At 32.5% G+C, this 20,983-nt stretch carries 15 protein-coding genes and 1 pseudogene; 7 read left to right on the forward strand and 9 right to left on the reverse strand.

Translation table 11 applies throughout. The features are described 5' to 3' along the window. From ACN0WB_RS10890 to ACN0WB_RS10915, 6 genes and pseudogenes are all read right to left on the reverse strand, one after another. A pseudogene (locus tag ACN0WB_RS10890) lies at positions 1–1,068 on the reverse strand (RHS repeat-associated core domain-containing protein); the annotation flags it as partial. Between the two features lie 37 nt (positions 1,069–1,105). Then, on the reverse strand, positions 1,106–1,651 hold the full coding sequence (locus tag ACN0WB_RS10895; protein ID WP_417431690.1) for a hypothetical protein: 546 nt from the start codon (positions 1,649–1,651) through the stop codon (positions 1,106–1,108). A gap of 8 nt (positions 1,652–1,659) precedes the next feature. Beyond that, positions 1,660–2,907 carry an RHS repeat-associated core domain-containing protein gene (locus tag ACN0WB_RS10900; protein WP_417431692.1) on the reverse strand — a complete coding sequence of 416 codons (1,248 nt, stop codon included), beginning with the start codon at positions 2,905–2,907 and terminating at the stop codon, positions 1,660–1,662. A 537-nt stretch (positions 2,908–3,444) separates the two neighbouring features. Further along, complete coding sequence (locus ACN0WB_RS10905; protein ID WP_417431753.1) at positions 3,445–4,479, reverse strand: RHS repeat-associated core domain-containing protein; 1,035 nt, start codon at positions 4,477–4,479, stop codon at positions 3,445–3,447. Between the two features lie 40 nt (positions 4,480–4,519). Continuing rightward, positions 4,520–5,029: a hypothetical protein gene (locus ACN0WB_RS10910; RefSeq protein WP_417431693.1), complete on the reverse strand. Its 510-nt coding sequence runs from the start codon at positions 5,027–5,029 to the stop codon at positions 4,520–4,522. 8 nt (positions 5,030–5,037) lie between these two features. Next, positions 5,038–8,601, reverse strand: a complete 3,564-nt coding sequence (locus ACN0WB_RS10915; RefSeq protein ID WP_417431695.1) for a DUF6443 domain-containing protein — start codon at positions 8,599–8,601, stop codon at positions 5,038–5,040. Positions 8,602–9,204: 603 nt separating this feature from the next. Between ACN0WB_RS10915 and ACN0WB_RS10920 the strand changes: the two genes are divergently transcribed. The 4 genes from ACN0WB_RS10920 to ACN0WB_RS10935 all read left to right on the forward strand — a co-directional run bounded on the left by ACN0WB_RS10920 (position 9,205) and on the right by ACN0WB_RS10935 (position 13,250). Further along, a complete protein-coding gene (locus ACN0WB_RS10920) occupies positions 9,205–9,834 on the forward strand; it encodes a DUF6266 family protein (RefSeq protein ID WP_417431755.1) in 630 nt (209 codons plus the stop codon). A gap of 345 nt (positions 9,835–10,179) precedes the next feature. Then, complete coding sequence (tatC, locus tag ACN0WB_RS10925) at positions 10,180–11,007, forward strand: twin-arginine translocase subunit TatC (protein ID WP_417431697.1); 828 nt, start codon at positions 10,180–10,182, stop codon at positions 11,005–11,007. Between the two features lie 6 nt (positions 11,008–11,013). Further along, the gene (locus ACN0WB_RS10930) at positions 11,014–12,651 is read left to right on the forward strand and encodes a M1 family metallopeptidase (protein WP_417431699.1); all 1,638 of its coding nucleotides are present in this window, start codon (positions 11,014–11,016) and stop codon (positions 12,649–12,651) included. Between the two features lie 26 nt (positions 12,652–12,677). After that, positions 12,678–13,250, forward strand: a complete 573-nt coding sequence (locus ACN0WB_RS10935; RefSeq protein WP_417431701.1) for a sugar O-acetyltransferase — start codon at positions 12,678–12,680, stop codon at positions 13,248–13,250. A 3-nt stretch (positions 13,251–13,253) separates the two neighbouring features. Here ACN0WB_RS10935 and ACN0WB_RS10940 read toward each other — a convergent pair whose 3' ends face one another. Next, entirely contained in the window at positions 13,254–14,411 is a 1,158-nt protein-coding gene (locus ACN0WB_RS10940) for a sensor histidine kinase (RefSeq protein WP_417431703.1), read from the reverse strand. 3 nt (positions 14,412–14,414) lie between these two features. Then, on the reverse strand, positions 14,415–15,788 hold the full coding sequence (dacB, locus tag ACN0WB_RS10945; protein ID WP_417431705.1) for a D-alanyl-D-alanine carboxypeptidase/D-alanyl-D-alanine-endopeptidase: 1,374 nt from the start codon (positions 15,786–15,788) through the stop codon (positions 14,415–14,417). Between the two features lie 168 nt (positions 15,789–15,956). Here dacB and ACN0WB_RS10950 point away from each other — a divergent pair, with 168 nt between their 5' ends. The 3 genes from ACN0WB_RS10950 (at position 15,957) to nhaA (ending at position 19,955) form a co-directional block, all read left to right on the forward strand. Next, the gene (locus ACN0WB_RS10950) at positions 15,957–16,388 is read left to right on the forward strand and encodes a hypothetical protein (RefSeq protein WP_417431707.1); all 432 of its coding nucleotides are present in this window, start codon (positions 15,957–15,959) and stop codon (positions 16,386–16,388) included. Between the two features lie 101 nt (positions 16,389–16,489). Then, entirely contained in the window at positions 16,490–18,694 is a 2,205-nt protein-coding gene (locus ACN0WB_RS10955) for a RelA/SpoT family protein (protein ID WP_417431709.1), read from the forward strand. Positions 18,695–18,752: 58 nt separating this feature from the next. Then, positions 18,753–19,955, forward strand: coding sequence for a Na+/H+ antiporter NhaA (gene nhaA / locus ACN0WB_RS10960; protein WP_417431711.1), 1,203 nt, complete (start codon positions 18,753–18,755; stop codon positions 19,953–19,955). Here nhaA and ACN0WB_RS10965 read toward each other — a convergent pair. Beyond that, complete coding sequence (locus ACN0WB_RS10965) at positions 19,952–20,959, reverse strand: YihY/virulence factor BrkB family protein (protein WP_417431713.1); 1,008 nt, start codon at positions 20,957–20,959, stop codon at positions 19,952–19,954. The genes nhaA and ACN0WB_RS10965 overlap by 4 nt on opposite strands. Positions 20,960–20,983: the final 24 nt, after the last annotated feature.

Genomic DNA, 20,983 nt, shown 5'->3' on the forward strand with positions numbered 1-20,983 from the left:
ATAATCTAAATTCCCAACCAAATTATTATAACCTGTATGTTCTAACCCAAAAGGATAATAATTGCTTTCTTTATCAATAGTAAGAACGCCTGCGCTGTTTTTATAGTAACTCAACCTCACATTTCCTAAATGATCTGTGTAGTTGTAAATGTAAGCATTTTTTATAAAATCATAATAACCTTCTGCGGTAGGTATAAACTGTAAAATCCCGTTTTTATATTGGAAACCATCAATATAATCAGTGGCTGTTATCTCTGAAAGTTGCTGCTCTTCATAAATTGAAGATAATTTTGTTCCATCCGACGCATAAGTATAATGAAATTTTTCATCATCTTTCAGAATATTAACAGGTAAATTTAGATAGTTATAATCAATTGAATTAATTAAATGTGCAGCATCATAAACCACATTACCGTTATTATCGTATTCCATTTCATCGCCCCCATCAAGACCTAAGTAGTTTCCACTTGAATCCCACACATCAACAAGTTGATTTCCAATATATGTGTAGGCAATATCATCTATTTTCATTGGGCTATTTGTATCTGAGCCTCCAAATCGGATTAAGGTTTGTATATTTCCATTAAGATCATATGTTAAGCCCTCATCATAAGCATGAGTAATAGGATTTGTAAGGTTTGGTTTCTGATAAGTGGCTTGCAGAAGTCGGTTTAATTTATCATAATTATAACCGTATCTTCGCAATATCCCATCGTCAGAGTTTGCCCAATCAATTTCTGCAATATTGCCGTTGTATTTAGCAGCCGCAACCGATGGGTTTACAGGATTATTGTATTTTATTTCGTACCCAAATAAGTTTGTCCCTAAATTATTGGGATCATTAATCCCCGTCATCCAACCGCGGATGTTGTAGGTGTAATCCATTTGCTGGATATTATTGCCTACTTTTTTATTTGTCAGTTGTCCTACCTCATTGTAGTGGTTTTCAGTTAAAAGTTCTTCGGGCTGAGAATTGACTTGGTGGTAATGTTTCTCCAAAGCATTATTAAAAGCATTATACTCAAATCGCTCTTTAATCTGAACTTCTGTAAAGGCTTGTTTTTTCATTTAAAATTAAAAAGAACAGACAAATGTCTGTTCTTTTTTACATTTTGTTTTTCTTTTGTAAAATCCTCTCGTTAAAACAAACCAACACTTTTGGAACATCACCCCCTAAAAGTTGGTTTTTATTATTGCTCAAAGTCGGAGACTTTGCGCAGCGGGGATTTTTTTTTAATTCTTTATATCTCTTTTTTAATAAACCTTTAAAAGAATAATTGATTAGTGGAATGTCTTTAGAATTTTTACATTTACACTTATCATCTAACTTTGTATTAGATAATAGCAACAACTCTTTTAACAAACTTTCATTATTTATCTGTTTAACAATTTCCCATCTATATGATTTGGTGGTTGGATGATGAATATCTTCCCAAAAACTACCATTTAAATCAAAACAAGGATTAAATATAAATCTCGTTTCTTTGGGCTTAGAGATTAGACTGTCCTCATACAGTTTAATTTGATTTCCGATATATTCCTCTCTTGAAAGACTCGTGTTTAAAATTATATCCCTTAAGGAATCCTTAACTTGGGCAAAACCAAATATTGAATAAAAAAATACGATTGTAATAATTAATTTTTTTTTCATTCCATTTTTTACTTAAGTGTTTTACCATTATATACAACTGGAGTTTTACCATTATTATATTTTATTGTAGACGAACCTAATGCAGATGCTGCTCGATTGTTAGCGTCAGTTTCTTTATTTGGGTCAGTTGCTACTTTAGACATATTGTTACCCATTTCATTTAGAGCAGGATTTACTATGTTGTTAGTAGTAAAATTTTGTTTGTCAGCCTTATTCATTTTTGAAGCATCTGTTGAACCAACAAATGCTTTAGCTGCATCTAATATTACTTTATCCGGAGGTCCAGTGTATGATTGACTTTTCCCATCTAATGTAACATTTATGCTAATTGGACTTTTTGCAGCATCCATAATCTGGTCTTTATGACTTTTTTCGTGTGCTACTACTTCTCTTTCTAAACCGGGGTTTTGAGTTTCAATATTTGTAGATGAAGAAGTTCCTTTGAACGACGCAGATAAATGTATATCAACAGGAATATCAATATTAACATTGGAATTGCTAACTCCTGTTAAATTTCCATTTGAATAATTTGTCACTCCTAAATCACTCAATCCATTAGGATTGGCTGTCATTGAATAGTCAATCGTTAAACTTAGTCTTATGCTATCACCTTTTACATCAATATAACGAACTGGGTTATTTGCAACATACGAATATGAAGATAAATCAAAATATTTTTCTGAAAATCTATCTGGACGATTAAAACGACCTATATCTGGCATATAATGACGTTGTCCGTAATCATACATTCCAGTCTCTTGCAACTCTTTGCCGTTGTACTTGTAATTATAACCTGCAATTGCAGTAGGAGCTTCATTATAACCCTCGTGTTTTAAGCCAAAAGGATAGTAATTGTTTTCTTCTACAATTGTAAGAACTCCTGCATTGTTTTTATAATAACTAAGCCTCACGTTTCCTAAATGGTCTGTGTAATTATAAATGTAAGATTTTTTTATAAAATCGTAATAGCCTTCTGAAGTTGGGATAAATTGTAAAACCGCCGAACCGAATGTGGTGTTATACTGAAAACCGTCTAAATAATCTATAATTAAAGGTGAAGATCCGCAGAGAGAACAGTTTTCTTGATAAGTTTTTTTAAGTTTAAGACCTGCTGCGCTGTACACATAACTGGTGGTGGCTGTAGTTTGTGTCACTTGGTTTGGTAAATTTAAAAAATTATAGGCAATTGCAGTTATATTTTTATCTTTTTCTGAGAGCATATTGCCATTATCGTCATAACTCCTACAAATTTGCATCCTAAATTTTAACAATTTTTATGTGCTTTTTGTCATAGAATGCGGAGCGAGGGAGATCGATATCCGCATTCTCGGGTCATCGGGTAATTTACTCACAGCTAAAGTCTGGTATATATTGAGAATATAATATAGATAAGTTATTAGTATAAGATTTTCCGACATAAATGTAATCAAAATTTTTCTTAAAATAGATTCTCTTTTTGCCCATTCTCTCACTCCAAAAATCAAAATATTTTCTTTTTTTGCTTATATAATATTGTCTTACACCATAACAACTACTATATCCACTTATTGAAATTGCATCATTATTATTTACTTTATATGGATTGTCTATGAATGAAGTATTATTGATAATAACTACATAATTTCTTCGATTTTTTTTAATATTCAAACTATCATCGAAATAAGATTTTTCGAACCTTATCTCTTTTTTAGTTTGATTCTTTCTAAATTTCTCAGATGTACAAATATTTTGGCTTTTCACATTGCAAAAGAAAAAAAGAAAACATAAAAATACTATTCTCAATACTATCATGATTAATTTGTTGGTTGGGGTAATGGTTGCGGTTGCGGTGATGGTTGCGGTAATGGTAGTGGTGAAGGTTGTGGCAATAGTAATGGCTGTGGTAATCTTGACTGTGATGCATCTACTGTTCTTTTCATTATTTCTGTTTGGTCAGTGGTAAGATTCGTACGAAGATCACTAGTATTGTTAGGGTCTGGATTCGCACCAGAATTCATTACATTATTTCGGTTAGCAGGTGTGTTTGTAACCGGATTGGTATTGGGATTATTTACCCAAATATGATCAAGACCCATCGCATGCAATAATTCATGAGCTAAAGTGTCACCCAATCCTAGAACATATTTTACTGTGCCATCAATCGGATTTCCTAATGGCATAGTTTTACCGTTTATCGCTACAAGGTTACCTTTGTCATCTTTATCGAAAAAAACATTTTGAACTCCAACTACATTATATGACGCCTTAGAATCAACAATAACATTCATGGTAACTCCATTTTGGCTAATTATTCCACTCGCTACGATGGCATCAGCTTTAATAGTGGCTAATTGCGTTGAATTTAATCCTACTGGATTTACATGGAACTCATAATTGTTATCATTGAGTTTTTTCGCTTCTAACCCTTCCAATTCTCTCGCATCAATCACACGATCTTCTGAAAAATTATAAGGTGACTGGTAAGAATATTTTTCACTTAAAGGGTCAATATTGAAAAATCTTCCCACATCGGGCATATAATTTCTCCACTTAAACGAGTAAAAACCAGTTTCCTGCAACTCTTGTCCTTGGTACTTGTAGTTGTAACCTGCAATTGCAGTAGGAGTTTCATTATAGCCAGTGTGTTTTAAACCAAATGCATAATAATTGTTTTCTTCTAAAATAGTAAGAGCGCCTGTGCTTTTGTCTTTGGTGTAACTTAAACGTACATTTCCCAGATGGTCTGTGTAGTTGTAAATGTACGCATTTTTTGTAAAATCATAATAGCCTTCTACGGCAAAACCAACTCCTAAAACTTGTTCTTTTATTTTATGACCACACGATGCAATCGTGCGGCAGCGGGTGGTTTGCTTTTATTTATTAAAAAAATCACTCAAAAGTAGGGTAATTAAGTGGGTATTCATTTCCTTTCGCTATTTCTAATATACCATATGGATTGATTACTAACCCCACATATGATTTTCTGTTTTCTCCTTCTAGTTTTTTTACTCGTGTAAATTTTTCATCTTTAATTCTCCAAATATTCCAATCATTAGAAATTAGGATAGGTTCTTCACCTTCTTTGTGACCATAATCGTTGCTATCACGAAAAATAATTTTATTAATATCTCCAATTACGTTATTATTTCCAATCTTGTCCCAAAGATTTAATTTAATTCCAAAATCTACAGCACAATGGACATAGGAATTAACATCATCTTTAATAATATCTTCAATACTTGGAGTTTCGCCGTGAAAATATTTCTTTTCAAATATTCTAACTACATCACTATTGAGTTGATTTAAATCAAACGCAATAAGTTGCATATATCTTTTTTCTTCTTCATTTATAGGGATTGAAAAAATATCACCTATTTTGGTTTTTAATCGCTTTGCCATTTTTTTTATTAAGGGGCTGTTACGCCATAAGTTGTCCAATTTTTGGGTGCTATAGAATTTATTTTATTATAAAGATTTGGAAGACCATATTTATTAATCATACTTTGTTCCAAAGAACGTGCTTGAGATTTAGTCAAACCCGCACCAACAGTTCTAAAATCTAATAGCGCTTTTGCTCCACCTGCTGCTCTATGTTCTGCCCATCTTAAACCTTCTTCTCTTCCAGTAATACCCACATATTTCACAACACCATTTTCTAAACCATGATATACAGAATACGCCCCAGTTTCACTAAAATTGGCTAAAACTTTAGGGGCAAATCTTGCATATAGATTATTTGCTACACCTAATAAAAATTTACCTGCTCCTGCTGCTCGCCAACCTGCAGAAAGTAAAGATCCACCTGCAAATTGTAGAGGAATATCTCTAAACAAGAAATTTTCAACACCTGCTACAGATTGTCCTATTTTAGTTTCTGTAACGGCTTCTGTAAGTGTATATTGTGCTTGTTGGAAGTTATGTCCTTGTCTAGCATTATTAATACCGCTGTCTAAATATGCCGAATTTAATGCTCCATATTGACCTCCAAACGGATTATTCACACCAGTACCACCTCCTGCCTTTCCTTGCATAACTACACCTTCGAGATCCTGTGCAAAATTAGAATTACCACTTATGAAATTATCAACACCATTTATACTGCCGCCTCCTTTAAAATAACTAAGTAAATCACTTATTTCTTGCTTATTTGAAGTGCTGACATTTCCTTGGGAATCCCTTGTGTATAATCCTGTAGGATCAGAAAAATTTGCTGGATTATTTAAAGAAAAATGATAAGGAGTTTGGTCTGCATACATTTCAGAAAGAGCATCCATTCCAGTAAATCTTCCAATATCCGGCATATATTGGCGGAAGTCCATCGCGTACATCCCGGTTTCCTGCAGTTCCTTGCCGTTGTACTTGTAGTTGTAAGTAGAACTTGACGAAATGTCATTATAACCTTCGTGTTTTAAGCCAAATGCATAATAATTGTTTTCTTCTATAATATCAAGAGCGCCTGTGCTTGGGTTTTTGCTGTAACTCAACCTCACATTTCCTAAATGGTCTGTGGAATTGTAAATATACGCATTTTTTGTAAAGTCATAATAACCTTCTGCGGTGGGTATAAATTGCAAAACTTGGTTCTGATATTGGAAGCCGTCTAAATAATCTGTGCTTACGGGAACGCTACCTCTTCTATTGTTGCTAGTAATTTTATTCAATTTCACACCATCTGCACGGTAAATATAATTGTAATTGAATACAGTTGCGCCTTGTAATTTTGAAATTGAATTGGGAACATTTAAATAATTATAATTAATCACATTGATTCCTTTATCCTGCATAGAAGTCATATTTCCATTAGCATCATAGGTAATCAGATTTGGAGTGGCTTTATAAGGATAACCATCAGAATTTTGCTGCGCATCAGCAACGGTTTGCAATTGGTTTCCTGTGTAAGAATAAGTTAAATTATCTATCAAATCTGCAGTTGTATTTCCTGGCAATACTGCGCTTGAGCGTTTTAATTGTGTAATGTTTCCATTGCTGTCATATAATAAATGTTCAAAATATTCTTTGGCAGAAGGATTTTGAGCGTTTTGGTAATAACCTGCGGTAAGTCGGTTTAGTCCGTCATAGACATAGCCGTATCTTCTTAAAGGTTCGTTTGATGCATAAGCAGTTTTCCAATCTACTTCTGCAATATTGCCGTTGTATTTGGGTATTACTTTGTCATTCGCGAAATCTGTATTGGGAATTTGCAAGCCATCTACATTATTGTATTTTATCTTGTAACCAAAGAGTTTTGTCCCTAAATTAACGGGGTCATTAATCTGGGTCATCCAACCACGAATGTTGTATTTATAATCTAACTTTTGCAAAGAACTTCCCAAAAGATTTCCAACATTTTTGTATTCTAATTGTCCGAGTTCATTGTAGTGGTTTTCCGTTAAAAGTTCTTCTGGCTGAGAATTGACTTGGTGGTAATGTTTTTCCAAAGCATTATTATAGGCATTGTATTCAAAACGTTCTTTAATTTGAACTTCTGTATCAGCATTTAATCTTTTATGGAACGTAAAGGTTTTTTGTGGTATTGCTGCAAAATCCAGTTCAGATTCCGTCTTCGTGTAGCCGCCCAAATGGTTGAAACTGTAAGTGGCAAAAGCTCTGGCTTTGGTGTCGTAAAAACTGTAGTTTTTAGTCCAGTCATCCGTTTCAATGTTTTTTACAAAACTGGCGAGAGGTAGAGATTTTGTGCTTCGCCCATCTGCGGTGTAAGTGGCGGTAAGCAGGTTTGGACTTGGCGATTGTGCCAAAACATTATCAAAAGTTGGACTTCCTGTGGGATAAGTGTCATAATAGTTGACGGATAGAAGTGTCATACTTCCAGTCGGAAAAGCATTTTTAGAATAATAAAGCGGTAAACCTTGAAGTGTGATAGATGGCGAGGAAACTCTTACTTCATTGTTTCCTGCATTAGCTGCCATATTATTGAGAGCAGTCTGCATCGAACTTCTCGTTGCCGTATTTTTAAAAAATCCCGTGTAAACGACTCTTCCGAATTGGTCGTACTTGGTGAAAAGCCAGCCTTTATTTAGGAAATTATTAGTCGTAGTCCGAAGATTGGCGTCTTGTGTAAGAACCAAGCGGTTTTGCTGATCATACACCATATATTCCCAACCTTTGCCAGGTAGCTTTTTTTCTGCTAAACGGTTTTTTCCGTCGTATCGGTACTGGTAACAAAGATTGTCTAAATCGGCTTGTGAAATACTTGTATTTGCTGCAGCCAAAGGTGGCACCACAAATGCCAACTGGTTGTATTCGTTGTAAACGTAGTAGGTGTCGATATTGTTTGTTCCGTCATTTTTTCTGACCAAAAGGGTTTGTCCCTGTCCGTTTTTAAATTCAATAGAAACATTGCCGTCTTCATCGGTAACCGTATTTTTATACAGTGTAGCAGCGGCGTAACTTCCTGAGACAGAAAGTGTGGAAGACGTGGCATTATTTACCCAGGTTGATGTAGCCGTGTATTTTTTAACTTCTAATGAATCATTAGCCTCGTACGTAAAATTGACGGGTTTGTTTTGCCAGTCCGTTCCAGGATCGATCTGCTGTTGAATTCTATCTAAAGGTGAGTTTTCTAAAACTTTATGTGAAAAAGGATTTGTGTCCGAGTAGGCGGTTGCGGCGGCGGCTTCTACACCAGTTTGGATGCCGCCATTATTTGTACTCATCGGTGCAGGAAAATAGGAATCTACCTGTCTGCCAAAACCGTCATAAGGAATCGTGGTCACAAAATCCTGACCGGTGGCGGTTGCTTTTATGGCAATGCTTTGTTTTGCCCTACCCAAACCATCAAAATAACCTACGCTTTGCACTTGTTTGGCTGTAGTGGAACTCGTAGTAACGGGCTCAAGATATGTCCTGCTGTAAACATAATTCTCAGTGGTAGAAATTCCTGAAGGCGCAACGGTTTGTGCAAACAAATTTACAAATACCACCAAACAAAATAATTCTAAAAGTCTTTTCATAAAGTTAACCTTTATTGCAGATAATTGTTTTATTGAGGGCGCAAATTTAAGAATTATTTGTTAAATAAATTTAACAAACATTAAGAGATTTTAGGAAACTTTAGGAAATAATAAAAGCTTATTATCCACTGTCCCCCTCATCTACCTTTTTGTCATCCTGAGCCTGCTGAAGGATCTCCTCCACTCATCATTCATCTTTCATCATTCATCATTCATCATTCACCATTCACCATTCACCATTCATAATTCATCATTCATCACTCATCACTCCCAAACATCGAACAATCTACGAACAGTCTATATACAATGGATATACAATAGATATACAGCGGATATACAACACTCGAACAACACCAATACAAATAGACCAATTTTATTTCCCCAAAAACCACCTCCTATCATCTGAATCCCTTTCCTACAAATCGTTTGCAGCAAAACACCCTCAAAAAATACCACCACCCTATTTGCCCAATACTGCCCTTTTCTTCCCTTTAATGGAAAAATAAGGCAACTTTTGGAAAGTTTTTAGCCCTTTTAAATAGACGTTCATAAATTTCCCAACTTTACACCACTAACCCCCAAAAATTTATTACCATAGGAAAAATTTATGACTCCCTATTATCAGGGACCTCCGGACGTACAGGTCGGATTGTAGTAGCCAACATGTTTGGGCACGAATTCTCCAAAATTCGCCCCCGAAAAAGAACCTCACCGCCATCTCTCAAGCAGCAGCTCATACAGCTTCGCATGAAAAAATGTGCCGAATTTATGCAGTCATTCCGCAATTATGCTTGTCTCTATTATGGCAAACGCATCGGCATGAAATCCTGCTATAATCTCGCAATGACCAATCTGATGACCAATTTCATTATTGATTATGTCACAGAGACCATTACACCGCAGTATCCTTTTATTTCATTTTCTAAAGGATCACTACTTGCCGTCGTGCCACTTACTCTTACACTAGATACCCCGGAAACCCTCACGGTCACATGGCAGGATAATTCAGCAGCAAATCCGGAACGCTCAACCGACTGGCTACAGATTCTCATCGCTGCAAAAGACGAACCCCTAACATTTTTCATCGAGAATGCTGCACAGCGCGATGCCGCCACCTATGCCGCCAACGTTCCCGTGCAGATGCAGGGCAAAGAGCTCTATGTCTGGCTCGCCTTCCGTGACACTGCCGGCGAATTGGTCTCCAATTCCGTTTACGCCGGCTCAATTGTCTAACCACAAAAAAGCACAGAATCTTAAAGTCTGTGCTATTTTTTTGCAAGTATTTTGACATTTATTTTAAAACAATTTCATGATTTTGACTAAGCCGATTCATACCTTTAAGTAATTGGCAGTCAAATAAATATACGAAGTATTAATCCAATCGGCAAGTATTTTTTATTAATCTCTAAATGCAAACCAGAAAATCACTTAAAACTTAATAGCCACCTTATATCGTATTTTAACGAAAATCCTAAATAATTTTTTGTTAATAATCAGATTTTTTTATAGATTAATCATTAATTTCGCAGGGATAAAATAAAAAGACGAGATTGCTTCGCGATACTCGCAATAACAAGAATGGAACAAAAAGAAATGTCTTTTTTAGGACACATTGGAGAATTAAGAGGACATTTAATTCGGTCGATTATCGCAATAATTGTAGGTGCAATCATTGTTGGATTTAATATCAACTGGATTATGGATCACGTTTTTTTTGGTCCAACCAAAAATAGTTTTGTCACATTTGAGTTTATCAATCATTATTCTATGGCTTGGTTTGGAGAAAAAGGAATGGTTTTACCCGATCATTTCAGAGTTCAGCAAAAGCAAATGATGCAGCAATTTAATGTAATGATGTCAGTTTCCATTTTTGGGGGCATGATATTGGCGTTTCCTTATATTATTTGGGAATTATGGCGTTTTATAAGTCCTGCTTTACATCCAAGAGAAAGAAAAAATTCCAGATTTATTATTAATTTTATTTGGATTTTATTTTTGTGTGGTATTGTAACAGGTTATTTTTTAATTCTACCATTGGTTATTAATTTCGGATTAATGTTTAGTATTTCAGATTCCATTCAACAATTATTTGATTTGACTGATTACACCGCCCTTTTCTTACAAGTTGTAATTGGAATGGGACTTGTTTTTCTATTTCCTGTCATTGTTTATTTCATGACCAGTTTGGGCATTTTAACGCCGCTTTTTATGAGAAAATACCGTCGTCACGCAACAGTTTTAATTATGGTTGTAGCTGCAATTATTACACCTGCAGATGTTCTAAGTATGTTAGCTGCGGCGCTTCCATTATTTTTATTATATGAATTTAGTATTTTAGTAAGTGCATTGGTTTACAAAAGAATGCAAAAAGATAAAAAATCTACAGAATTGGTAAAAACTAAATAATTTAAAATGAACAAAAAAACAATCTTAATATTTTTGGCAATTTCAAGTTTTGCATCGGCGCAAACTTTCACCAAATCTGATACTTTAAAAGGTTCAAATACAGAATTCAGAAATTTCTGGGATGTGAAAAAATATGAAGTTTTTGTTGCGCCAAAATCTGAAGACAAATCAATTACTGGAACTAATAAAATATCTTTTGAAATTAGCAAAGATGTAGAAAATCCAACTTTCCAAATTGATCTGCAACAGCCGATGGATTATAAGATTTTATCTTCCAATATTAAATTTAAAAGCGATAAAAGAGACGGAGATTTTATTTTTTTGGAAACCAATCAAAAATTTAAAAAAGGTGAAAAATTTTCTTTAACAATCCAATTTTTTGGCAAACCAATTATTACTAAAAATGCACCATGGGACGGTGGTTGGGTTTTCACAACAGATAAAAATAAAAACCCGTGGATTTCTGTTGCAGATGAAGGAATTGGTGCATCTGTTTGGTTGCCTTTGAAAGATATTTGGAGCGATGAACCAGATGACGGTTTAATTTTAAAAATTAAAACTCCAAAAGATTTAGTGGGCGTTGGAAACGGCAGATTAATTTCCGCTAAAACTGATGGAGATTCTAAAGTTTACACTTGGAGAGTTGTAAATCCAATTGGCGACTACTCTATTATTCCAAATATGGGGAAATATGTCAATTTTAAAGACACTTTCAACGGTGAAAAAGGAAAATTAGATTTAGATTATTGGGTTTTAGATTATAATTTAGATAAAGCAAAAAAACAATTTCAGCAAGTAAAACCAATGCTTAAAGCTTTTGAATATTGGTTTGGACCATATCCTTTTTATGAAGATTCTTATAAATTAGTTGAAAGTCCGTATCTCGGGATGGAACATCAAAGTTCTGTGGCTTATGGAAATCATTATGAAAATGGTTATCTCGGACGAGATTTATCTGGAACTGGAGTTGGATTAAACTGGGATTTTATCATCATTCATGAAAGTGGACACGAATGGTTTGCGAATAATATTACCGCAAAAGATCAAGCAGATATGTGGATTCACGAAAGTTTTACCTGTTATTCCGAAACGCTTTTTACCCAAAATTTTATGGGAAAAGAAGCGGCGGAAAAATACGTTATTGGTTTGAGAAAAAATATTCAAAATGACAAACCAATTATTGGAAAATTTGGTGTGAGAAATGAAGGAAGTGGTGATATGTATTACAAAGGCGCAAATATGTTGCACACAATTCGTCAGGTAATAAATGATGATGAGAAATTCCGTCAAATTCTGCGCGGTTTAAATAAAGATTTTTATCACCAAACCGTTACTGGAAAGCAAGTGGAAGAATATATCAATCAAAAATCTGGGATTGATTTCACTTCTGTTTTTAAACAATATTTAGAAACTACAAAGATTCCGATACTTGGATATTTCCAGAAAGGAAAAGATCTTCAAATTATTTGGAAGAATACAGTTGAGAATTTTAAATTGCCAATCAGAATTAATAATGGCGGAAAACTAATTTTGATAAATCCTTCAGATAAAATTCAGTACATTACTCTTGACAACGAAACACCCGTTTCATTTGATAAAAATTATTATGTCAGTTATGAAGAAATAACTCCAGAAACCAATTAGATTAAATGAAATCTGAAAAGGAAAAAATGCTTACTGGCGTACCTTACAAAGCGTTTGGAAAAGAATTATTTCATGAAAGACAAAATGCCAAAGAATTACTTTTTGAATTTAACAATCTTCCACCTTCTAAAATTAAAGAACGCCATCAATTAATAAAATCATTATTTGGCAAAATAAAAGGCAGTTTTTATTTAGAACCACCTTTAAGGTGCGATTATGGCTACAATATTGAAATCGGGAAAAACTTCTACGCTAATTATAATTTTACTGTTTTAGATGCAGCAAAAGTAACAATTGGTGATCGTGTTTTGATTGGCCCAAATGTAAGTTTAATCACAGTAAATCATCCGATTGATAAAGATTTACGACAAGAAGGCTTTGAGATTTCTAAGGAAATTATTATTGAAAATAATGTTTGGATTGGCGCAAATGTAACGGTAAATCCAGGCGTTACAATTGGTACAAATTCTATTATCGGTTCTGGAAGTGTAGTCACAAAAAATATTCCCGAAAATGTAATCGCAGTAGGAAATCCATGTAAAGTTTTAAGAGAAATTACTACAAAAGATAAAACTGATTTTGAAAGAACTTTAAAATAATTCCTAAGAATTCTTCATTGAAATCCGAAAAGTAGTTCCGTTCCCAACTTCAGAATTTACAATTTTAATATCGCCTTTATGATATTCTTTTATCACTCTTTTCGCCAAAGACAAACCTAAACCCCAACCGCGTTTCTTAGTAGAAAATCCAGGATTAAAAGCATTTCTAATTTGCGTGGTGGTCATTCCGCTACCAGAATCTTTAATTTCAATCGTTAGTAAATTATTTTTTTCTACTAAACTTATTTCTAAATTACCCTCACCTCTCATTGCATCTACTGCGTTTTTCACTAAATTTTCTATCACCCAACTCATCAAAATTTTGCTGTGAGGAATTAATATTTCATGATTCGGAAGTTTTAAATTAAAATTAATTTTAGTTGAAATTCTATTTTTTAAATAATCAAAATTTTGTTGTAAAGTTTCGTTAATATTCAAATCATTTAAAGTAGGAACAGATCCAATTTTTGAAAACCTTTCGCTTATTGTTTTTAGTCTGTAAATATCTTTTTCAAATTCTTTTACACCTTCAGAATCGGGATTTTCACCACGTAAAACTTCAATCCAACCAATCATAGAAGATAAAGGAGTTCCGATTTGATGCGCCGTTTCTTTAGCCAAACCCGCCCAAAGAAATCCTTCATCCGTTTTTTTAATTGTTCTAAAAAACCAAAAAGAAAATAGTAAATAAGCAAAAATAAACAAACCCAAAGCAAAAGGATAATAACGTAAATTGTTTAATAAAGCCGAATTATCATAGTAAACAAATTGGTTGTTATCATCTGGAAATTGAATTTCAATTGGCGGATATATCTTTTTCATCCGCTGAATTAATTTTTGCATTTTCTCCGGACTTTTCTCAATTTCTTCTGGAATATTTGCTTGAAAAGTTGGTGTATTATTTTTATCTGTTACAATTACGGGCATTGAATTATTGGACTGCCCAATTTGCAAAACCAAATCTAAAACTTCGGGCGATGGCGATTTTATTTCCTGTTGGTATTTTATAGCGGTTGCAAAAAGATTAATGCGCTTAATTTCTTCTTTTCTTAAATAATTAATCAAAATAGTTGTTGCCAAAATCACAGCAATTATCATCGCTGAAAACAAACTAAAAACAAACCAATTATTAAAACGGGAGAAAAAACTAAGTCTTTTCATATGTTATTTTAAAACATTTAAAACTTTGTACAAAGCATTACTAACGTCATTTCCACTATAATTATTGATGATGATTGAAAAAACATAATCCCCACTTTTAGATTTAATATATCCTGCAAAAGATTTACTGTCTTTAATTGTTCCGCTTTTCATTTTCATTCCATTTCCTTGCGTGGGAAATCCATCGTAAAATTCAGCAAAATAATCTTGCTTTTTGGCATAAATTAAAGCTTGAACTTCTGCTCTTGCAGAAACATAATTTTGTGGTGAAAGTCCGCTTCCATCAGCAAAATTGATCATTTGAGATTTAATTCCTTTTGCTTTCCAGAAATCTTTAAGATAATCTACTCCCTCTTCAAAACTTCCCACTTTGCGTTTTTCTTTTGCCATTGTTTTAATAAAAGTTTCTCCATAAAGATTAATACTTTTTTTCAAAAACCAATACACAATTTTATCCAAAGTTGGCGAATTGTAAGTGAAAAATACGTTTTCTTTTGGGCTTGAAATTATTTTTTCTCCATTAACTAAATTTTGAGAATTTGTCACTACTTTTCCATTGAGACCAATTCCTTCAGCTCTTATTGCATCTTCAATCTCAATTCCCAATTGCAAAGGTGGATTTGGAGTAGAACCAGAAACTGTTGTTATTTTTCCTGCAGGTAAAGTTCCATTAATATATGCCACCTCAGAAAGTGGCGCAGTAAAGATTAAACTTTGGTCAGAATTCCCCCCCGTTTTTAATTCATTTACCCATTTTACACCACCTAAATCAATATTAAAATTTTTAAATTTATCTCCATTGATATTAAGATCAAATTGGTTTTCACGCCAATTAACGCTCCAAACTCCAGCGCCATAATAATTTCCCAAATCATTCCACGGCCATCCTCCAGGAATTGTTTGAAAATCAAAATAAGTATCATCAATTACAATATCTCCTGTAATTTTTGTAATATTTTTTTCTTTTAAAGCAGCAATCAATTTTTTCTTAAAAACTTCGGGTTTATAACCATCATATCTCCAACTTCCCAAAGTTGGATCACCGTTAGAAGTAATTATTAAATCGCCAGAAAGTTCATTATTTGAAATTTTCCCATTGTAAGAAGCGGTTGTAGAATATTTATAATCTTTTCCTAAAGTTTCTAAAGCAGCCACTGCAGTAAATATTTTTTGTGTGGAAGCTGTGGATAAACCTTTATTCCCATTGTACTCATATACTAGATTTCCAGCTGTGTCAGAAACGAAAAATGATAAATTCGCAGAATATGCACTTGGAGAATCCATTAAAGTTTTTGTTGCATTTTCTAATTTTTGAGTTACAGATTGTGCGAAAATTATTTGAAAAGAAAAGAAAAAGAGAATGACAATTGATTTCATATTGGTAAATTCTTTTCAAATATAAAGAAATTATATATTTAAGAATGATTAGAAAACTCCGTAGCTAAAAAATATAGAGATTATATTTTTCCAACTAAAAATATAAAATGTTGTGTTATTTAAAAATTATTTGTACCTTTTGTTGGGAATTTAAAAAAATATAACATTATGTCTTCAATAATTACAGGTCTTTTTAAAAGCCAAAGCCAATCGACTGAAATCTCACAAGATTTAGAAAACGCAGGTTTCCCAGAGAATAATTTTATCATTTATTTACACGACAAACCCATTTCTGAGGAAGTGAAAACTTCAATTTGGCGCTCTTTTTTTGGTGATAATACCAAAGTCGCAGATGAAAGTTTGGTGGTGAGTGTAAAAGTAAAAGATGCAGATTCTAAAGAGAAAGTCACGCAGATTTTCAAAGACAATGATTGCATTCACCAAAATTATATTGAAAATATAAAATTTAGAGACGCCAGATCTTTGCAATTTTTAAAAAGAATCGTTGCAATAAGAGCAAGAGCTTTAATTTCTTCGAGCCCTGAAATTAAACGTCGTGGTCAAAATGAAGGAATTAACTCAGAAGTTTTTTTCGGGTAAGATTTATATTTTATACTATTTAATATTTTTTTTATTTCCTGAAAATTTAAATAGGAATAAAAAACTATTTTTCGTATTTTCGTGAGAAATAGACACGGAAGATGCCATACGACTTAGAGCAAGAAAATAAGGAAATTCTTGCGCGTTATAAAGATTTAATTTCTAATACTTACAGAACTTTAGATGAGGAAAACAATAAACTCATCCGGAAAGCTTTTGATGTTGCATTAGACGCTCACAAAGATCAACGCCGAAAAAGTGGCGAACCTTATATTTATCATCCAATAGATGTTGCAAAAATTGTTGCAAATGAAATTGGTTTAGGCGCAACTTCTATCGCTTGTGCTTTACTCCACGATGTGGTGGAAGATTCAGATTATACAGATGATGATTTAAGAAAAATTTTCGGAGATAAAATTGCAGAAATTGTAAATGGTTTAACCAAAATTTCGGTAATGAACCATCAAAATATTTCTGTACAATCTGAAAATTACCGCAAATTACTACTCACACTTTCAGAAGATTTTCGTGTGATTTTAATTAAAATTGCAGACAGACTTCACAATATGCGGACTTTGGATTCTATGGCTCCAAGTAAACAACGCAAAATCGCAAGTGAAACGGTTTATATTTACGCACCTTTAGCTCACAGATTGGGGCTTTATGGGATAAAATCTGAATTAGAAGATTTATCTTTAAAATATAATAATCCCGAGGTATTTAATGAAATTACTAAAAAATTAGAATCAGCCGAAGAAGCTAGAAAAAAATATGTAGAAGAATTTGAAAAAGAAGTTTCTGAGCAATTAGAAGCAGAACATTTAAATTTTACAATTAAAGGCAGAGTAAAAGCAATTAGCTCTATTTATAGAAAAATGCAAAAGCAGAACGTAACTTTTGAGGAAGTTTACGATAATTATGCCATTCGAATTATTTATAAATCTGATGCGAAAAATGAAAAATTTATAGCTTGGAAAATATATTCCATCGTAACAGATTTATACCACAGTAATCCTCAAAGAATGCGCGATTGGATTTCGCAACCACGTTCTACAGGTTATGAAAGTTTACATCTTACCGTTTTAGGTCCAGATAAAAAGTGGATTGAAGTGCAAATTCGAAGTGAAAGAATGGATGATATTGCAGAAAAAGGAGTTGCTGCACATTATAAATATAAAGAAGGTTACAAACAAAATTCGGACGATAGAAATTTTGAAGCTTGGGTTTCAGAAATTCGTGACGTTTTAGAAAACCAACAATCTTTAACCACTTCTGAACTTTTAGATACGGTAAAATTAAATTTGTACAGCAAAGAAGTCTTTGTTTTTACTCCAAAAGGTGAAATTAAAATTTTGCCAATTGGTTCCACTGCTTTAGATTTTGCCTTTTCAGTGCATTCAGATTTAGGAATGAAATGTTTGGGAGCAAAAGTGAATGGAAAGTTAGTTCCCATAAGTTATGTTTTGCAAAATGGAGATCAAGTGGATATTTTATCGTCTCAAAATCAAAAACCAAAAAGTGATTGGCTGGATTTTGTAGTGACTTCCAAAGCAAAATCTAAAATAAAAGCAATTCTAAATTCAGAGAAAAGTCATCTTGTAGAAGAAGGAAAAGAAATTCTACAAAGAAAATTGCGACATGCGAAACTGAATTTTAATGATGAAGAAATTAATAAAATGCAAGTTTTCTTCAATTTAAAAACTTCACAAGAATTATTTTTATCCTTTCAAAACGGTACTTTAGACGTTTCTGACATAAAAAGATATACTGAAGGAAAAGGAATATTCAATAATTTATTAAATAGATTTAAGAAAACTTCTCCTAAAAATATTGAATATCAAGAAGCACCACAAACTGATTTAGATTTAATAGTTTTTGGTAAAGATGAAGAAAAATTAAATTATTCTTTTGCAAAATGTTGCACTGTAATTCCTGGTGATAAAATGTTTGGATTCATCACCATTTCTGATGGAATTAAAGTTCATAATGATCAGTGCCCAAATGCCATAAATCTTCGCGCCAATTATGATTATCGCGTGATGCCTGCAAAATGGGTAAATGAAGAGCGTTTTAAAAACAGAATTAAAGTAGAAATTGAAGGTTTAGACAGAATGGGAATGATTAACGATATAACCGCTGTAATAAGCAACGGAATGAATATGGACATGAAAAGTATGACAATAGAATCTAACGACGGAATTTTCCGTGGAACCATCAGTCTTGAAGTTCGAAATAAAACACAATTAGAAGAAAGTTTCAAACAATTAAAAAATATTAATGGCGTAAATAAAGTAAAAAGACTTTAAATTATTTTTTATAAATTAAACAATAACAATAACTTAAGAACATTCTCCATAACCAAATATGATTTTAACCAATTATTTCAAAAAATTTTTTACAAGCAGTGAAGCTTCTGGTGTTTTACTCATTATCTGTGTAATTATTTCATTGTTTATCGCCAATTCTTCTGCATCTGATGGATTTAATAATTTTTTACATACTTACATAGGTTTAGAATCTATAAATTTAAAATTTTCTGTAAGTCATTGGATTAATGATGGTTTGATGGCTGTTTTTTTTCTTTTAGTTGGTTTAGAAATTAAACGAGAGATTGTAGAAGGTGAACTTTCCACAATAAAAAGTGCGTCATTGCCTATTTTTGCAGCAGTTGGCGGAATGATAATTCCTGCTTTAATTTATATTTTTTTCAATCACAGTAATGCTTATGCGAAAGGATGGGCGATTCCGATGGCAACTGATATTGCATTTTCTTTAGCAATTGTAGGAATGCTTGGAAAAGCGGTTCCTGCTTCTATTAAAATATTTCTTGCCGCTTTAGCAATTGTAGATGATTTGGGCGCTATTTTAATTATTGCGTTTTTTTATACAGATTCTTTGCATTGGATAAATCTCGGGATTTGTTTATTAATCGTGGTCATTTTAATTTTACTTAACTTTTTTAAATTTAAAAATTATTTTTATTATTTAATTCCCGGTGTTTTTCTTTGGTATTTCATGATACATTCTGGGATTCACGCCACAATTGCGGGTGTAATTTTAGCTTTTACAATTCCTACAAATATTTCAAAAGATATTCCGTCACCATTAGAAAAATTAGAATCCAAACTTCATGTTCCAGTTAGTTTTTTTATAATGCCGATTTTTGCTTTAACAAATACCAATATTACATTTCACACAGGAATGATAGACGGACTTTTTACCAATTTTGGCGCAGGAATTATTTTAGGTTTAGTTCTCGGGAAAATTGTTGGAATAAATTTATTCTCTTGGATTGCAATCAAATTAGGTTTGAGTGAATTACCTTACAAAAGCCGATGGAATCAAATGATTGGAGTTGGACTTTTAGCAGGAATTGGTTTTACAATGTCTATTTTTATTGCATTATTGAGCTTTAAAGGACATCCAAATATTCAAGACGAAGCAAAATTTGCCATTTTAGCAGCTTCATTAATTTCAGGTTTTTCTGGCTATTTATTATTAAAATATTCAAAACAGAAAAAAATGTTTTTATCAAATTACAGAAAAAAATACCACAAAAAGTTTTAATTTTTATCTGTCAAAATTAAATTATGTTTTTCATCATCTTCCGCTGCAGTAGGAAGATTAGAAGGATTAAAATTTTCATCAAAATTCCCCAATTCTTCTGCTATTAACTTTTCTACTCGTACTTTTTTAATCGCAATATTGAGTTCATTTCCCAAAAGCACTAAAATAATATTTAAATTTATCCAAACCATTACCAAAATTATAGAACCAATAGAACCATAAAGAACATTATATTTTGCAAATTTTTTAACATAAAACGCAAAAATAAAAGTGATTAAAACAAATAAAACCGTAGTAAAAATTGCACCTGGAACTGCTTGTTTCATAGTTGTAATTTTTAAACAACCTACCCAATAAAAAAAAGTAAGTAAAATAAAATAGAAAAATGGAAACGAAATATATCCAATTATTTTTGAAAGATTTTGCACAAACCAACTGATATTATATTGCGGTGTAAATAATTTTAGAACCACTTCGCTGTAATAAATTCCTAAAAGGGAAAGTAAAATAATCACAATAAATGCAATTGTAATAACGAATGAAACCAAATATTCTTTTACAAAAGTTCGTTTTAAATTGGTATTAATATTAAATCCATTTATTAAAGAATGAGCCCCATTTGTTGCAAAAACTAAAGCGAAGATAATAGTAAGATTACTAAAATTTTTTAAATTGGGTACAATATAATTTTGAAGATAATCAGAAACATCACTTTGCATGTGCGATGGGAAAATATTGCGCATTAAAATTTCAAAGACATAAAATTGCAATTTATCATAATGTGGTAAAATGGGTAAAAGTGAAAGCAGAAAAAGCAAAAAAGGAAAAAGACTTAGAAAAAAACTCCAAGAAATACTTGCAGCTTGTCTTCCTAATTGAATCCTAAAAATTCCTTTTCCGTAAATTTCAAACATTTTCCATAGAGAAATACCTAAAAACGGAATATGAATTCCGTCTAAATAATTGTGGATTTTTTTTATAAAAAGAGGCGTTTTTATGCCCATTAAAGTAAATTTGTAAAACAAAGA

The sequence above is a fragment of the Halpernia sp. genome, from assembly GCF_048269545.1.
GTDB lineage: Bacteria > Bacteroidota > Bacteroidia > Flavobacteriales > Weeksellaceae > Halpernia.

Coding starts and splice junctions, on each gene's coding strand:
- ACN0WB_RS10900 (WP_417431692.1), bottom strand. CDS start 2,907: ATGCAAATTTGTAGGAGTTATGACGATAATGGCAATATGCTCTCAGAA.
- ACN0WB_RS10930 (WP_417431699.1), top strand. CDS start 11,014: ATGAACAAAAAAACAATCTTAATATTTTTGGCAATTTCAAGTTTTGCA.
- nhaA (WP_417431711.1), top strand. CDS start 18,753: ATGATTTTAACCAATTATTTCAAAAAATTTTTTACAAGCAGTGAAGCT.
- ACN0WB_RS10915 (WP_417431695.1), bottom strand. CDS start 8,601: ATGAAAAGACTTTTAGAATTATTTTGTTTGGTGGTATTTGTAAATTTG.
- ACN0WB_RS10910 (WP_417431693.1), bottom strand. CDS start 5,029: ATGGCAAAGCGATTAAAAACCAAAATAGGTGATATTTTTTCAATCCCT.
- ACN0WB_RS10935 (WP_417431701.1), top strand. CDS start 12,678: ATGCTTACTGGCGTACCTTACAAAGCGTTTGGAAAAGAATTATTTCAT.
- dacB (WP_417431705.1), bottom strand. CDS start 15,788: ATGAAATCAATTGTCATTCTCTTTTTCTTTTCTTTTCAAATAATTTTC.
- ACN0WB_RS10965 (WP_417431713.1), bottom strand. CDS start 20,959: ATGGGCATAAAAACGCCTCTTTTTATAAAAAAAATCCACAATTATTTA.
- ACN0WB_RS10950 (WP_417431707.1), top strand. CDS start 15,957: ATGTCTTCAATAATTACAGGTCTTTTTAAAAGCCAAAGCCAATCGACT.
- ACN0WB_RS10955 (WP_417431709.1), top strand. CDS start 16,490: ATGCCATACGACTTAGAGCAAGAAAATAAGGAAATTCTTGCGCGTTAT.
- tatC (WP_417431697.1), top strand. CDS start 10,180: ATGGAACAAAAAGAAATGTCTTTTTTAGGACACATTGGAGAATTAAGA.
- ACN0WB_RS10895 (WP_417431690.1), bottom strand. CDS start 1,651: ATGAAAAAAAAATTAATTATTACAATCGTATTTTTTTATTCAATATTT.
- ACN0WB_RS10940 (WP_417431703.1), bottom strand. CDS start 14,411: ATGAAAAGACTTAGTTTTTTCTCCCGTTTTAATAATTGGTTTGTTTTT.